The organism is Sandaracinus amylolyticus (genome assembly GCF_021631985.1).
Classification (GTDB): domain Bacteria; phylum Myxococcota_A; class Polyangia; order Polyangiales; family Sandaracinaceae; genus Sandaracinus; species Sandaracinus amylolyticus_A.
In genome coordinates this window covers 1,232,014-1,246,880 of record NZ_CP070225.1, presented here as the reverse complement: position 1 = coordinate 1,246,880, position 14,867 = coordinate 1,232,014, and the positions used below count along the sequence as shown (strand labels likewise).

11 protein-coding genes are annotated in these 14,867 nt (G+C 73.3%); 4 read left to right on the top strand and 7 right to left on the bottom strand.

Going from position 1 to position 14,867, the window contains the following annotated elements; genetic code table 11:
* Positions 1 to 195: 195 nt before the first annotated feature.
* Positions 196 to 2,013: an FHA domain-containing protein gene (locus I5071_RS05160; RefSeq protein WP_236604264.1), complete on the bottom strand. Its 1,818-nt coding sequence runs from the start codon at positions 2,011 to 2,013 to the stop codon at positions 196 to 198.
* 183 nt (positions 2,014 to 2,196) lie between these two features.
* Between I5071_RS05160 and I5071_RS05155 the strand changes: the two genes are divergently transcribed.
* On the top strand, positions 2,197 to 3,540 hold the full coding sequence (locus tag I5071_RS05155; protein WP_236604263.1) for a hypothetical protein: 1,344 nt from the start codon (positions 2,197 to 2,199) through the stop codon (positions 3,538 to 3,540).
* Here the strand turns inward: I5071_RS05155 and I5071_RS05150 are convergent.
* On the bottom strand, positions 3,529 to 5,157 hold the full coding sequence (locus I5071_RS05150; RefSeq protein ID WP_236604262.1) for an alanine:cation symporter family protein: 1,629 nt from the start codon (positions 5,155 to 5,157) through the stop codon (positions 3,529 to 3,531). The two genes, I5071_RS05155 and I5071_RS05150, sit on opposite strands and share 12 nt — an antisense overlap.
* An 888-nt stretch (positions 5,158 to 6,045) precedes the next feature.
* Between I5071_RS05150 and I5071_RS05145 the strand changes: the two genes are divergently transcribed.
* A complete protein-coding gene (locus I5071_RS05145) occupies positions 6,046 to 7,365 on the top strand; it encodes a transposase (protein ID WP_236604129.1) in 1,320 nt (439 codons plus the stop codon).
* Between the two features lie 408 nt (positions 7,366 to 7,773).
* Here the strand turns inward: I5071_RS05145 and I5071_RS05140 are convergent, their stop codons facing one another.
* From I5071_RS05140 to I5071_RS05130, 3 genes are all read right to left on the bottom strand, one after another.
* Positions 7,774 to 9,249: a Y-family DNA polymerase gene (locus I5071_RS05140; protein ID WP_236604261.1), complete on the bottom strand. Its 1,476-nt coding sequence runs from the start codon at positions 9,247 to 9,249 to the stop codon at positions 7,774 to 7,776.
* Between the two features lie 27 nt (positions 9,250 to 9,276).
* A complete protein-coding gene (locus I5071_RS05135; RefSeq protein ID WP_236604260.1) occupies positions 9,277 to 10,041 on the bottom strand; it encodes a DNA recombination/repair protein RecA in 765 nt (254 codons plus the stop codon).
* Positions 10,042 to 10,245: 204 nt separating this feature from the next.
* The gene (locus I5071_RS05130) at positions 10,246 to 10,932 is read right to left on the bottom strand and encodes a hypothetical protein (protein ID WP_236604259.1); all 687 of its coding nucleotides are present in this window, start codon (positions 10,930 to 10,932) and stop codon (positions 10,246 to 10,248) included.
* A 48-nt stretch (positions 10,933 to 10,980) separates the two neighbouring features.
* On the opposite strand from I5071_RS05130, the gene I5071_RS05125 reads away from it, so the two are divergent.
* Complete coding sequence (locus I5071_RS05125; RefSeq protein ID WP_236604258.1) at positions 10,981 to 11,325, top strand: (2Fe-2S) ferredoxin domain-containing protein; 345 nt, start codon at positions 10,981 to 10,983, stop codon at positions 11,323 to 11,325.
* Here the strand turns inward: I5071_RS05125 and I5071_RS05120 are convergent.
* Together I5071_RS05120 and I5071_RS05115 are read right to left on the bottom strand one after the other, a co-directional pair.
* Positions 11,322 to 12,506 carry a trans-sulfuration enzyme family protein gene (locus tag I5071_RS05120; RefSeq protein WP_236604257.1) on the bottom strand — a complete coding sequence of 395 codons (1,185 nt, stop codon included), beginning with the start codon at positions 12,504 to 12,506 and terminating at the stop codon, positions 11,322 to 11,324. The two genes, I5071_RS05125 and I5071_RS05120, sit on opposite strands and share 4 nt — an antisense overlap.
* Before the next feature lie 23 nt (positions 12,507 to 12,529).
* A complete protein-coding gene (locus I5071_RS05115) occupies positions 12,530 to 13,726 on the bottom strand; it encodes a c-type cytochrome (protein ID WP_236604256.1) in 1,197 nt (398 codons plus the stop codon).
* A gap of 114 nt (positions 13,727 to 13,840) precedes the next feature.
* Between I5071_RS05115 and I5071_RS05110 the strand changes: the two genes are divergently transcribed.
* Positions 13,841 to 14,845 (top strand): AraC family transcriptional regulator, encoded by a 1,005-nt coding sequence (locus tag I5071_RS05110; protein WP_236604255.1) that lies wholly within the window; start codon positions 13,841 to 13,843, stop codon positions 14,843 to 14,845.
* The last annotated feature ends 22 nt before the right edge of the window (positions 14,846 to 14,867 follow it).

Below are 14,867 nucleotides of genomic sequence, written 5' to 3'. Positions count from 1 at the left end.
GCCCGTTTTCGCGTGTGAAACCGCGCAGAACGCGCACAGCGGCGGACGATTCGCGCCGCTGCGGCGAGGGCCCGATCACAGCGCGCGCGGGCCGCCCGCGCAGATCGACGATCGGGCCGCCGAGCGCTCGCAAGCGGGTGGGGACCCGCGCGCAGCTCGGGGGTCGACAGGGGGCGCGCAGCCCCCCGGGGAAACTCAGCGGCCGTGCTGCAGCAGGATCTGGCGGTACTGCTGGGTGCGCGGATCGCTGGGGAAGCGCTGGATGTAGCGCTCCATCGTGTCGAGCATGCGACCCGTGTTGCCCATCGCGCGGTAGGTCTCGACGAGCAGTCGGTACTCGTCGGTCGTGCGCGAGCGGCCCTCGAGCGCGCGCACCGCGCACTGGTTGTCGCCGCGCGCGAGACATGCGCGCGCCGCGGCGAGCGGGGTCTGGCCCGACGACTCGGGCGTCGGCGTCGGCGTCACGGTGGTGCTGCTCGAGGTGCCGGAGTCGCGACCCGTGACCGCGCCGCTGGTGCCTCGGGGATCGCGGGGCTCGCGATCACGAGGCGGCGTGACGGGGCGCTCGCGGCCCGCGACGCGCGGGCGGGCACGACGGGCGATCGCATCCGCGGCGCGACGGGTCGCGGGCTCGAGCTGGGCCATGTTGAGGACCGTGTGCGCGAGGCGCAGCGCTTCCTCGGGATCCTCGGTGAGCTGGTCCTGCGCCTGCTCGAGCGTCGCGTCGGCGAAGTCGCGCATCGTCTGCTCGACCTCGGGCCGGGTGCGGAACGGGCTCTGGGGCGGGAGCGCGTCGAACTCGAGGTAGGCGCCCTCAAGGTTGCCCTGGTTGCGCAGCGCGACGCCGCGCGCGAACGCGTCGGACTCCTCGCGATCCTGCTGCGCGCCCGCCTGACAATCGAGGGCCCGCGCGTCGGAAGGAAGGATCGCGAGCGCCTCGCCCGCGCGCTGGAGCGCGAGATCGAAGTTGCCGCCGTTGCGCGCGGCGACGCAGGCGGCGACCGCCGCGGCGACGCGCTCCTCGGGCGAGGGGCCGGCGACGAGCGCGGGGCTCGTGCTGGGATCGCCGTGCACCGCGGGCACGCTGGGGCTCACCGGCTCGGTGATCGGCGTCGCGGTGGTCGACGCGGGCTGTCCGCCCGAGATCGCGACCACCACCGCGCCCACGACCGCGAGGCCGACGATGCCGGCCGCGACGAAGATCGGCGCGCGGCTCGGCGCGCGATCGGGCGAGGCCGCCTCGAGCTGCATCGTGTGCGCGGCGTCGAAGACGAACTGCTCGCCGGGGCCGACGAAGCGGAAGCGCACCTGCCCGAGCTCGAGCGTGTCGCCCGGCTTGAGCTCGGCCTGCTGCACGTCGCGCCCGTTCACGCGCACGCCGTTCGCGCTGCCGAGATCCTTGATGCGGATCGCGCCGCCGTCGTTCGTGACCTCGGCGTGCTCGCGCGAGATCGAGCGGTGGTTGATCCACACGTCGAGCTCTTCGGCGCGGCCGATCCGTGTGACCGGGCGGGCGAGCGCGAACTCCGCGCCGGGCGCGGGCTGCGACGTCATCACCAGGCGAGCCGGCGGACCGACGACGATCGCCGGGGTGCCCACGCCGCCCGCAGGGAGCGTCGGAGCACCGGGCGCGACCGCGGGCGACTGGAGCATCGCCGTCGCGGGCTCGGCGGCCCCGTTCGGCGCGGCCATCGGCGCAGTCGTGTCGGGGATGGTCGCCCCGTCGTCGAGCTGCAGGGCGAGCTGGTAGTCGCCGATCGAGATCTGATCGCCGGCCTTGAGCGTCGCCTCGTTCCCGATGCGACGGCCGTTGACCTTGACGCCGTTGTAGGAGGAAAGGTCCTCGACGAGGTACGAGCCGTTGGCCTTACGGAGCTTCGCGTGACGACGCGAGATGTTCCGCTCGGTCAGGCGAATCGTATTGCCTTCCTTGCGGCCGATCGTGATCTCGTCACGAACCAGCGGGACGACGGTCGTCTTACCTTCGTCGTCGGCGATGACGAGTTTGTACATCCCGGCCACGGACGGGCTCACCCGAGGGGAGGGGGTTGGGATGGGAAGGATGGTCGCTCCACGGCTCGGGTGTCAACGACGGCAATCGATCGATGGAGCCTCGCGTCGGACCGAGGCTTGGGTGAGGTCGGGATCCATGACACGCTGACGACGTCGATGCGATGGCGTACGACGGCGTGCGTCGTGGGAGCCCTCGCGCTGCTGGGCTGCGAGGAGCGCGCGCCCGCGGTGCCGACGCGGGACTCGGGCCCACGCGGGCCGGACGGCGGCGATGTCGAGCAGATCGACGGCGGGTACCGGCGGCCCGACGGGGGACCGCGGCTTCCCCCGGCAGATCTCGAGATCACCCTGCCCTACGGCGGGCCCGAGGCGCGCGTGCCGCTCGAGATCGGAGCGGACCTGGGCACGCTCGACGTGTTCCTGTCGATCGACACGACGGGCAGCTTCGAGGGGGAGATCGACGCGCTCCAGCGCGATCTGATCGACGGCGTGGTGCCCACGCTCGCGGCGCGGGTGCCGAGCGTGGCGGTCGGGGTCGGGCGCTTCGAGGACTTCCCCGCCGCGCCGTTCGGGACCGAGAGCGATCGTCCGTTCCAGCTCGTGACGGCGATCACGACCGATCGCGCGCGGGTGGGATCGGCGCTGGCGTCGCTCGACGCGCCCCTCGGGGACGGCGGGGACCAGCCGGAGTCGGGCGCGGAGGCGCTCTGGCAGATCGCGACCGGCGAGGGCTACACGCACGACGGGCGCGCGCTGGTCGCGCCGTTCCGCGATCGCAGCGCGCCGGGCGGCGGCGAGGTGGGGGGCGCGGGGTTCCGCCAGGGTGCGCTGCGCGTGGTGGTGCACGTGACCGACGCGCCGAGCCATCAGCCCGGCGACTACGAGGTGGTCTTCCCGGGCACACGATCGCTGGCGCAGGCCGCGGAGGCGCTGCGCGCGATCGAGGCGCGTGTGATCGGGATCGCGTCGGGGCCCTCGCCGCGGGGCGAGCTCGAGCAGCTCGCGGTGCGCACCGGCGCGGTGGTGCCGCCGATCGACGGGCGCTGCTCGACGGGGATCGAGGGCGCGCTGCGGGACACGGTCGACGGCACGTGCCCGCTGGTGTTCGACGTCGAGCCCGACGGGAGCGGGCTCTCGTCGACGCTGGTCGATGCGATCGGCGATCTGCTCGACACCGTGCAGTGGAACGAGGTGTGGGGCGAGACCGACGACGCGGGGCTCGGCTTCGTGCGGGCGGTCGCGGCGATCGAGGCGCGTGTGGAGGGCGGCGCGGCGCCGCCCACGCGGGAGGATCGCCGGCCGAGCGGCGACGGGATCGCCGACACCTTCGCCGGCGTGCGGCCGGGGACGTCGGTGCGCTTCGAGCTCGTGCTGCAGAACTCGACCGTGCCGCCCGCCGACTACGAGCAGGTGTTCCGCGTGTCGGTGCGCATCGTGGGCGACGGGCTCGATCTCGTGGAGCGCACGGTGCGCGTGATCGTGCCTCGCGGGCGGCTCGACGGTGGGGCGCCCGACTCAGGCGCGTAGCTCGCGGACCTTCGCGACCACGCCGATCGCCGCGACGAGCCCGAGCAGCGCTCCGACGATCGAGCCGACCGGCGCGAGCCAGGGCGCGACGCCGGTCGCCGCGAGGAGCAGGCCGAGCGCGGGCAGGAACGCCGCGGGCACCGCGAGCGCGCGCGGGACGCTGCGCGCCGCGGCGACGCCCCACCCTGCGGCACCGAGCGCCGCGAGCAGGAGCAGCGCGGTGAGCGCGATGCGCGACGCGACGTCGCCTCCACCGCGCATCATCGCCGACGCGACGAGGGTGCCGCCGCGCGGGAGCATCGTGCCTTCCACGCGGATGCGGCTCGTGCGCGCGAGCTCGACCTGGCGCAGCGTGCCGTCGTCGTCGGGGACGAGCAGCGCGGTGATGCGGCCGTCGGTGATGCGCAGCGCGAAGTCGCCGGGCTGACCGTCCTCGCCGACGTAGCGGGGGTCGGTGATCATGCCGCGCTCGGTCGCGAGCTCGAGCGGGCGCGCGAGCACGCCGCCGTCGATCACGCGCAGCGTGCCGGTGAAGGTGCGATCGGTCTCGCGGCGCTGGCTCACGGTGTCGAAGCCGGAGCGCCAGAACGTGATCTCGTCGAGCGCGCGCGAGCCCTCGACGCGGCGATGGAACGCGCCGGTCGCGACGAACGCGCAGGCGAGCATGGTCGCGAGCACGACGTGGATCAGCGGGCCGAAGAGCGCGGCCGCGGCCTGACCGCGGGTGGTCGGCGCGCGCGCGGCGGCGTGGATCGCGCCGTCGACGCCGGTGGTGGCGGCGAGCGGCGGGAGCACGTGGATGAGCGCGGCGCCGGCGATCTCGCCGACCATCGCGCCGGAGAACGCGCCGACGTTCTCGGCGCCCGAGAACACGTCGTCGAGCGCGCGCGGGATCGCGCCGAGGCCGCGCGCCGGATCCTGGAGGAGCGCGGCGAACGCGACGCCGAAGAGCGCGGCGAGCGCGGCGAGCGCGAGCCAGCCGATCACGGCCGACGCCTGCGCGGGCATCGTCGCGGGGCGACCGAGCGCGGGGAGCACGGCGAGCGCGGCGACGATCGCGACGGCGATGCCGACGTAGGTCTCGCTGCCCGGCAGGAGCTGGCCCGCGGCATCGCTCGCGGCGCCGCCGTGCGCGCCGCCGACGAACGCGAACGCGGCGAGCGGCACGAGCACGACGAGCGCGAGCCCGAGCGCGCGGAGCGCGGGCGCGGAGTCGTTCGCGAGGCGCGTGGCGAGGCTGCCGTGCGCGTCCTGTCCGGCCTTGCCGGGCGGCGCAGTGCGCGCGAGCACGACCTCGGCGTAGCGGAGCGGCGCGATCAGGAGCCCGAAGAGCCAGAGCCACGCGATGGCGCCGGGCCCGCCGAGCGCGACCGCGGTCGCCGCGGAGACGGCGGCGGCGGCGCCCCAGGTGGCCGCGGTACCGAGCAGCACCGACGTGCCGGGCGGCATCGAGCCCTCGACGCGCGGATCCTGCGCGAGCGCGGCGCGGAAGCCCTCGCGCAGGCGCAGCAGCTGGGGCGCGCGGAGGACGACGGTGAGCACGAGCCCCACGAGCGCGAGGACCACGGGCACGGCCCAGGTCCAGAGAGCGTCACGGGCGCTGAAGACGGCCTGCATGAGGGGGCGAGTTGTAGTGGCTTTCGTGAATGCGGCCAAACAGAGTCGGGGTCGGGGTCCGGGTCGCTTTCGGGAACGGGAACGGGACCCGAACGGGTGCCGACCGGACGGGTGCGGGACCGGAACGGGTGCGGGACCGGAACGCCGAGTGCGCGGCCGTGATCTCGCGAATTCGGCCGCAGAACGCGATTCGGCGGCGCGAAATCGTCTCCAGCGCGCGCTGGAGGCGAGTTGGCAGCGCGAAATCGCCTCCTGCGAGCCCAGGAGCCGATCGTCGGGCTCCCACTCGCGTCGAATTACAGCCTGACTGCGTGTGGGGAATCCCCGATCGCCTCCTGCGCGCGCTGGAGGCGAGTTGGCGCCGCCGAATCGCGTTCTCGGCGCCGAAGAGCTCGGCGGGCGACGGTGCGACGGTTCCCAGCGCGTCCAGCACGGGTCTCGGCGTCTCGGACTCTTTCTCTTCGAAGCTGGATCCGAGGGGCCGAAATCCGAGCCCTCACGAGTCGAGCGCGATGCCCGCAGGGCGAGCCGTCCAATTCCCGCGCGCAGCGCGCACACGCGCGACTTCGTCGCGCGGTGCTACGCGCGAGCGTCCGGGCCGCGGCGGAGCGCGGACCGGTCGCGAGCCATTCCAGCCCAACCCAGCGAGGCGGCAGAACCGCGGTACCGGGCGCGGGTGGTGGGTCCGACGCCCTCGTGCGACGGGGGCCGCCGAGGCCGACCACAGGCTGACGACAGCATCGTGGCAGAGCGCGAAGCGCGCGCCGCGATGCGCCCACCGCTGCCCAACTCTCTCACCCTCTCGTCCAGCAGCCCGCGAGTCGGCTGTAGGAGAGTTGGGGACGCCTCGAATAGACAGTCGAAACTGCCGTGCAGGAGGTCGTCCCCGTGGGCAAGCGTACCTATCGAACCGTCGAGATCCAACACGTCGACGCGAGCAAGCTCGCCAGTGCGCTCGGAGCGAGCTGCATCGTCGCGATCGACCTCGCGAAGACGAAGATGTTCGCTGGCTTCGCGAGCGCAGCGGGTCGCTGCGTCGAGATCGTGCGCTTCGAGCATCCGAAGCAGACGCGACTGTTCCTCGAGCTGCTCTGCCGTCTCCGCGAGCTCGGCGTCGCGCTCGAGGTCGCGATGGAGCCGACGGGCGTCTACGGCGACGCGCTCCGCTACCAGCTCACGCTGCGCGAGATTCCCGTGTTCCGCGTGGACGCCAAGAAGGTCCACGATGCAGCCGAGCTGCTCGACGGAGTGCCGAGCCTGCACGACGCCAAGGCGTGCACGCTGCTCGCGCATCTCCACGCGCAAGGCATCTCGAAGCGCTGGAAAGAGCGGAGCGCAGTCCAGAGGGCGATGCGCAGTCTGATCGACGAGCGCGACCTCTACGCTCGACCTTTCGAGACCGCGTACGGACGGCTCGAAGCGCTCGTCGCGCGTCACTGGCCCGAGCTCTCCCAGCACCTCGACATGGACGCCGCGTGGCACCTGCACTTGCTCTGCGAGATGCCCGGGCCTGCCGAGGTCCGCGCCAGACGCGGCGATGCGGTCGAGCTGCTCCGACGCGTCTCGCGCGCGGCGCTCTCCTTCGAGCGCATCGAGCAGATCGTCGGCTGCGCCGTCGGCTCGCTCGGCGAGTCGATGCACGATCAGGAGCGCTCGTTCCTTCGCTCGCTCGCACGTCACATGCTCTCGTTGCGCGAGCACATCCGCGATGTCGACAAGCGCATCGAAGCCGAGCTCGCCAATCATCGCGAGCTCCACTCGATGCGCGCCGCGTTCGGTGCCGTCACGACCGCTGCGCTCGTCGCCGACCTCGGCAATCCCGCCGACTACGAATCGTCCGCGTCCTTCGAGAAGGCGATGGGCCTCAACCTCAGGGTCCAGAGCAGCGGCAACAACGCCGGGCAGCACACGATCCACATCACGAAACGCGGCCCCGGACGGGCGCGTAGGTATCTCTTCCTCGCGGCGCTGCGCTTCGTGCAGAGCGACCCCGTCGCGCGTGAGTGGTACCGAGCGCGAAAGGGCTACCGCGCCGAGATCAAGCTCAAGGCAGTCGTCGCGCTGATGCGGAAGCTCGCGCGCGCGATGGTGCACGTCGCGCGAGGAGCGCCCTTCGATGCGACCAAGCTCTTCGACACACGATCGATGACCGCCGTGACCGCGTCGCCTTCACGCGACGCGGGCCAATCTTCGCTCGTCGGCTCCTGACGGCGAGCTTCGCGCTCTCTTCCCTTCGCTTCCGCTCCAAGGCGCGAAGATCGAGCGGGTGACGCTCACCTGGAGTGCTGGAGCCCCGAGAGGCTGCACCGCGAGTCCCAGCGCACCCTCGAGATCGACGCGGCGGGCGAAATGCCCAACGAGGCCGACCCGACGCCGCTCACGTGGACGTCCGACAAGACAGTTCGGGCCTATCCGTCCCGTCGCTCTCCGATCCGACCGCCTGAAGCCACCGCACACCAAGCCTCGTTCGCGGCGAGTCACCTCGCGCAAGAAGGGCCCGGTGTGCGGATCAGCGGGTGCGAGAAGCGCCCGATCCGTCGATCACGCGCGTCCGCACTTGACTACGACAGCACACAGGGCGTCGGACCCACCACCCGCGCCTATGCCGAACCGTCCTCAGTCGATCCTCCCTTGGACGAACCACCGATCCAGAGCCGCATCGCGATACATCCAGAGCAGCGCGCCGTCGGCGCGCTCGGCGTACCAGTAGTCGCGCACCACCCCGTGCGCCCACCAGCCCGACTGCAGGCGATACGGGCCGCTCATCTCCGTGATCGGCGGGATGCACACCGGACGTCCCGCGTCGTCGCTCGGGAGCGGCTGCGGGCTCGGCATCAGACGACGCACCAGCGGCGGATCGCGCGGATCGTCGTCGGACGCGCGGCGCGGAACGCCGATCGTGCGCACCGGCTCCCAGCGGAACTGGTGCTCGGGCAGCCACGCGTCCTCGAGGCGCGCGCGTGTGACCGCGTCGTCGCCGAACGCCGCGCGCAGCCGCGCGATGCCGCGCGTCGCCGCGTCGGGGTCGCGACGGCGCGTGCCCGGGGCGAGCGAGAGCTGCGTGCCCTCGAGCGGTGCGGGCTCGGCCTCGAGGCGGATGCGCTCGACGCGCTCGGGCAGCGAGATCGCGTCGAGGCGCAGGCGCACCAGCTCGAGCACCGAGGTCGCGTCGCGGCTCGCGCGCGCCGGACGCAGCACCTCGCGGTGCGGCGCGGCCCCGCCCTCCATCATCAGCGTGAGGTCGAGCGCGGCGAGCGCGAGCGAGCGCTGCTCGAGCGCGCGGTGCAGCGCGTGGAGCGCGCCCTTCACGCAGAAGAGCAGGCGCGACGCGTCGTCGTCGGGCGGGTCGAGCTCGGCCTCGATCGCGATCGGCTGGGTCGCGACGACCGGCGACATCGGCTCGCGCATCGCGCCCGAGAAGAGCGCGTGCAGGCGCGACGCGCTCGGCCCGAAGCGCACCGAGAGCTCCCCCGGAGGCAGCGCGAGGAAGTCGTCGAGCGTCGCGACACCGAGCACCGCGAGCGCGCTCTCGAGCTCGGGCGGGAGATCGAGGCGCACGATCGACACCCGACCGGCGAGCCGGTGCTCGGTCTCCGCGTCGGCGATCACCCGGGCGTCGCGCACGGTGCGCGCGACCGCCCAGGCACGCATGCGCTGGAAGCCGACCACCACCGCGCCGAAGAGATCGTGGGCGCCGAGCTCGCCCCAGAGCGACTGGGCCCAGCGCTCGAGCGAGCCGAAGAGCGAGACCATCCCCTCGGGATCGATCCAGATGACGCCGGGGCGCTCGTCGTCGGGCTCGACGCGCGGCGAGTAGCGATGCATCGCGCCCACGAGCTCGGCGCGCACCTCGGCGATGCGCGCCTCGGACACCGGCGCGGCGCGCAGCTCGCGCGAGATGCCGAGCGCCGACGCGTAGCGCATGCCGACGCGGATCCCGAGGCGCTGCGCGCTCTGCGAGGTCCACAGCACCGGCGCCTGCGGTCGATCGTCGGCGACGACCGCGAGCGGCAGCCCCGTCCATTCGGGGCGATCGCGTCGCAGCACCTGGAGGGGCAACGCGGGCACGTCGAGGCATGCGATCCGGGACATCGTGGATCACGCGCGTGGAGAGAGACGTCAGCGTGCGCCGACCGGTGCGAGACAGGCGCTGCGTGTCTCGTGCGACGCGAGCAGCCCGCTCTTGTCCTTCAGCGCGCTCGCGACGACGCCGAAACGGCCGGGACCGAAGCGCGCGCGCCGCACGTCGAAGCGCAGCGACACCAGCGGGCCGAGCGACGCGCGCGAGCGTCCGTGCGGCGAGAGCACGACGACGCGGCACGTGTGCTCGCGCGCGAGGCCGAGCAGGCGGCCCTGCCATGCGGTGCCACGCGGGAGCATCGCCGAGCCGAGATCGAGCACCACCGCGCCGAACGCGCCGGTGCGCAGCACGAGCTCCGCCGCGCGCGGCGCTGCGGCGGCGTCGTCGGGCGGCACGTGCACCACCACGAGCGCGTCGAGGTCGACGCCCGCGGCCGCGAGATCGGGCGGGAAGAGCCCTGCCCCGCGCGGCATGATCCACGCGACGGGATCGCCCTCGCGCTGCGCCTCGCGCAGGACCATGACCGCCGCGCTGGTCTGCGCGCTGTTCGGCCCCGAGCACAGCTCGACGATGCGCCCCGGCGGGAACCAGGGCGCGCTCGCGGGACGCTCGGGCGCGAGCGCGGTGCGCGCACGGAGCAGACGAACACGCCGCAGCGACGACGACGCGGCGGCGAGCGCCTGCGTGGTGCGCGCCTCTCGCGCGCTCGCATCGTCGGGCGAGCTCCCATCGAGAGGGAGCTGCTCCTCGTGATCGAGGGCCAGCGCGAGCTGAGCGATCTGCGCGCCCGCGGCCTCGACCACGCGCGCTCGATCCGCGGGAAGTGTGGCGACTCTCGCGGCGACGACCGTGGAGGCGCGGAGAACCCGGGGGACGAGCGTCGAGGCCACCCCGATCCGATGGCTGAACGGATGCACAGTGTCAAGCGACGCGCGGAGGTCGCTCGGACTGACGCAAACGCGCTACTTCTTCTGCCGGACTCCGGTGCAGCCCGCCTGCTCGCGGCGCTACTTCTTCGATCCCTGCGGCTTCTGCCCCAGCGTCCGCAGATCCCACTTCCCGCTGACGTCCTCCCACGTCGGCAGGAGCTGCTCGGGCTCGACCGTCAGCACGCGCAATCGCATCACGACGCGCGTCACCGACGAGGTCTGCGAGAAGCGCACGTGGCGCCCCGAGGTCTGCTCGAACACCGCCTCCGAGCCCGGTCGCGGGAACGGATGCGAGAGCTCCATCGCGTCGCCGTCGCGCGACTGGCCGCCGACCAGCCGCGCCCCGCGCAGCGGGTGCTCCGCGATCGCGCGGCGCGTGCCCTGATCGATCACGTCGACGCAGATGAGCGACGCGTCGAGCTGGTAGATGGTGTTGCGCGTCCAGATCTCGAGGAAGATCCAGGGCTGATCCGGCAGCGGCGCGCTGCGGCGCTCGTAGACGAGATCGATGTCGACCGCGGGCGGGCCCTTCGCGCGACGTCGCGCGTCCTCGGGCCCCTGGGGCACCGAGTAGCGCACCGGATCGGGGTGCGGCGTGGGCTCGACGACCATGCGCACCGCGCCCGGGACCACCTCGGGCGCATCGCCCGACGCCTCGTCGCGCATCGTGATCGGCTGCACCTCGAGCGGAGGGAGCGGCTGCGACGGCGGGCCGAAGCCGGGCACGGTGCCGTGCTTGGGGCGCGAGGGCGGATCGTCGCTCATTCCGCGCTGCAGGCTATCACGCGCCGCCAGCTCTATACTCGCGCCGACGTGGACGGTCCGCTCTTCTTCCCGACGCGCGCGCACCTGCTGCTGTGCACCGGTCCGCGCTGCTCGCGCCGCGGCAGCACGCGCGTCTTCGAGGAAGCGTGGCGCACGCTCGAGGCGCGCAGCATCGCGTACTACAAGCGCGGCGGCGGCGTGCGACTGACCGAGTCGGGATGCCTCGGGTGCTGCTCCTACGGGCCGACGCTCGCGGCGTATTACGGCGACGAGACGGGAGCGCTCACGCAGGCGTGGTACGTGGGCATCGACGCGCCCTCGCTGGTGCGCATCGCCGAAGCGCTCAACGAGGGGCGCACGCCGCCGGACGACAAGCGCTTCGGGCCTCGTTAGGAGCGCAGCGCGCGGTCGAGGTCCTCCCAGAGGTCCTCGACGTCCTCGATGCCGACGCTGAGGCGCATCAGCCCGTCGCCGACGCCCGCTGCGAGGCGCTGCTCGCGCGGCATCGACGCCTGGGTCGTGGTCGCGGGGTGCGTGAGCAGCGAGCGCACGTCGCCGAGGCTCACCGCGCGCGCGATCACCTCGACCGCATCGTGACAGCGCTTGCCCGCCTCGAGCCCTCCCGCGACCTCGAACGCGATCATCGCGCCGAAGCCGCGCGTCATCTGGGCGCGCGCGATCGCGTGCTGCGGGTGCGAGGGCAGGCCCGGGTACCACACGCGCGCGATGCGCCGATCCTCCTCGAGCCGCCGCGCGAGCTCCATCGCGCTCGCGCTCGCGCGATCCATGCGCAATCCGAGCGTGCGCACGCCGCGCGCGAGCATCGCCGCGGTGTTGGGCGCCATCGCGCCGCCCATCGCGCGCACCCCGATGCGCCGCACCTCGCCGACGCGCTCGCGCGAGCCCGAGACCACGCCGCCGATCGCGTCGCCGTGCCCGCAGATCGCCTTCGTCGCCGAGTGCAGCACGAGGTCGGCGCCGAGCGCGAGCGGGCGCTGGTGCCACGGCGTCGCGAACGTGCCGTCGACGATCAACACCGCGCCGCGCGCGTGCGCGAGCTTCGCGAGGGCGGCGAGATCGGTGCACACGAGGTTCGGGTTCGCCGGCGTCTCGGCGTACACGATGCGCGTGCGCTCGTTCATCGCGGCCTCGACCGCGGCGAGGTCGGTCTGGTCGACGAACGTGGTCTCGATGCCGAAGCGCGGGAGCACCTCGCGCATCAGCCGCGCGGCCTCGGCGTACACGCTGCGAGGCGCGACGACGTGCTCGCCGGCGCGCGCGCACGCCGCGATGGCGCCGTTCACCGCCGCCATGCCGCTCGCGAGCGCGACCGTCGCCTCCGCGCCCTCGAGCGCCGCGATCTTGCGCTCGAACGACTCGACCGTCGGGTTGCGCCAGCGCCCGTAGATCCAGCCGTCCTGCTCGCCGCGGAACTGCGCGGCCGCGTCGTCGGCGGACGGGAACGCGTAGGCGCTCGCGAGGACGATCGGCGGCTCGAGCGCGCCGGTCTTCGGGTCGGGCTCTTCCCCGGCGTGCACCGCGAGGGTGGCAGGACGAAGCGTGCGATCGGTCATGCGGGCGCGAGCGTACTGCGCGGTCATTGCGTGCGCGACGCGCCCTCGCTCACCCATCGTGCGAGCGCGAGCGCATCCGCGTCGGAGAGGAGCGAGCCATAGCTCGGCATCGGCGTGCCGGGCTGGAACGTCTCGGGGTGCTGGATCCACCGCGCGAGCGCTTCGGGGTCCTCACCGCGCGCCTGCTCGAGCTGCGCGTGATGACGCGCGCCCGGCGCGTGGCACCCGGGACAGCCGAGCTCGACGAAGAGCTGCTCGGGCGCGCGCGCATCGCTCGGGCGAGGCGTGCGCACCGGCTGCGCCGCGGGGACCTCTCCCTCGAGGGCGGGGACGCTGCGCAGGTACACGAAGAGCGCCTCGACCTCGTCGTCGCCGAGCCCGCGGAAGAGCGGCATCGGCGGGCGCACCGCGGTGCCGTCGGGCTTCAGGCCGTCGCGCAGCGCGCGGCCGAGGTCGGCGGAGGTCCACTCGGCGAGGCCGCTCGCGTGCGCGGTCAGGTTCGGCGAGCGCACCGGCGCACCATCGGCGCCGACGAATTCGAACCCGCCACGCAGCAGGTCGCCGCCGTTCGTCTTGTCGGGATCGTATCCCGGCGTGTGGCACCCCGCGCAGTCGAAGACGTCGTGCGCGAGGTAGCGGCCGTACTCGACGCTCGGTCCGCGCGGGGGCGCGCGCATGCCGCGCACCGGACGCGTCGCGGGATCGGGCAGCCCGGCGCGGACGAGCACGCGCCCGACGAGCGAGGGTCGCGAGGGCGGGGTCTCGGTCCCGTCGGCCTCGAAGAGCGGATCGTCGGAGCGCAGGAACCCGAGCACTGCCGCGAGGTCGTCGTCGGAGAAGCCGTAGGTCGGCATCAGCGACGCGTGCCCATCGCGCGCGACGCCGTAGCGCAGCAGACGCGCGATCTCGCGATCGGTGAACCCGCCGATGCCCGCCGTCGGATGGCGCGTGAGGTTGCGCGAGTGGAACTCGCCGAGGAACGCAGGGACCTCGGAGAGCGGCGCGCCCGCGACGCGCGTCGAGCCCGGCGCGCGGTGGCACTGGGCGCACGTGCCCTCGAAGAGCACGCGCCCGCGCGCGATGCCGTGCTCGCTCCGATCCGCGCTCACCTCGGGATAGGGCGCGCTCACCGGCTGCGAGGCGCCGTACACCAGCACCGTGCCCGCCGCGATCACGAGCCCGAGCGCAGAAGCGAGCGCGATGACGATCTTTCGTCGCATGAGAGTCTCCTCGTCGACGATTGGCGGCATCGGGGCGCGTCACGACTGACCGCGGGCGACAATCGCGTGGACGATGGCGCCGCGCGCCGGGCGCGCCGTATCATCCGACGGCGCATGGCTGTCGCGACCGTCGTCGCTTCGTTCACTGCGACGCTCGTGGACGTCGCAGTCATGCTGGGCGTGCCTCGCGAAGAGGTGCTCGCCCGCGCGGAGCTGACGCCCGAGCTCCTCGCGAACCCCGACGCGCGCGTGCCGTTCAAGCAGCACATGGCGATCTGGGACGTGATCCTCGCGCTCCCCGACATCGACGATCTCGGAGTGCGGCTCGGGCGCCACTTCGCGATCGAGTCGCTCGGCGCGCTCGGCTATCTGATGCTGCAGTGTGCGACCCCGCGCGAGCTCGGCCGCTGCATGGAGCGCTTCGGCAGCCTGCTCTGCGACGTGTTCATCGGGCGCTTCTTCGAGGAGGACGGGCGCGCGGTGCTCGAGCAGGTGCTCGCGCCGCGCTTCGTGCGACTGCGACACCCCGCCGAGTGGTCGATGTCGAGCGGCCTCACGATGTTGCGGACGCTGACCGGACGCGACTTCCCGGTGCTCGACGTGTGGTTCCAGCACCCGGCGCCGCCCGACGTCTCGGCGCTCGTCGCGCACTTCGGTCGGACGCCGCGCTTCGGCGCGCCCGCGTCGCGGCTCGTGCTCCCCGGCGAGATCCTCGACGTGCCGATCGTGAACGCGAACCCGCGGCTCTACGGCTACCTCGAGCACCACGCGCACTCGCTGCTGAAGGTGCTGCCCGGCGACGATCGCCTGACCGATCGCGTGCAGCGGAAGCTGACGGAGGCGCTGCGGCACGGCGTGCCCTCGCAGTCGGGGATCGCGCGTCATTTCGGGATGAGCGAGCGGACGCTGCAGCGCCGGCTCAAAGAGGAAGGCGTCGTCTTCCAGGAGCTGCTCGAGGACACGCGGCGCCAGCTCGCCGAGATCTACCTGCGCGAGCCTCGCCTCGCGGTGTACGAGGTCGCGATGCTCGTGGGCTACTCCGAGCCGAGCGCGTTCTTCCGCGCGTTCCGGCGGTGGACCGGGCGCACGCCGGAGCAGTACCGAGCCGCGCTGGCGTGACGGCGCGAGCACTCCAGCTGAC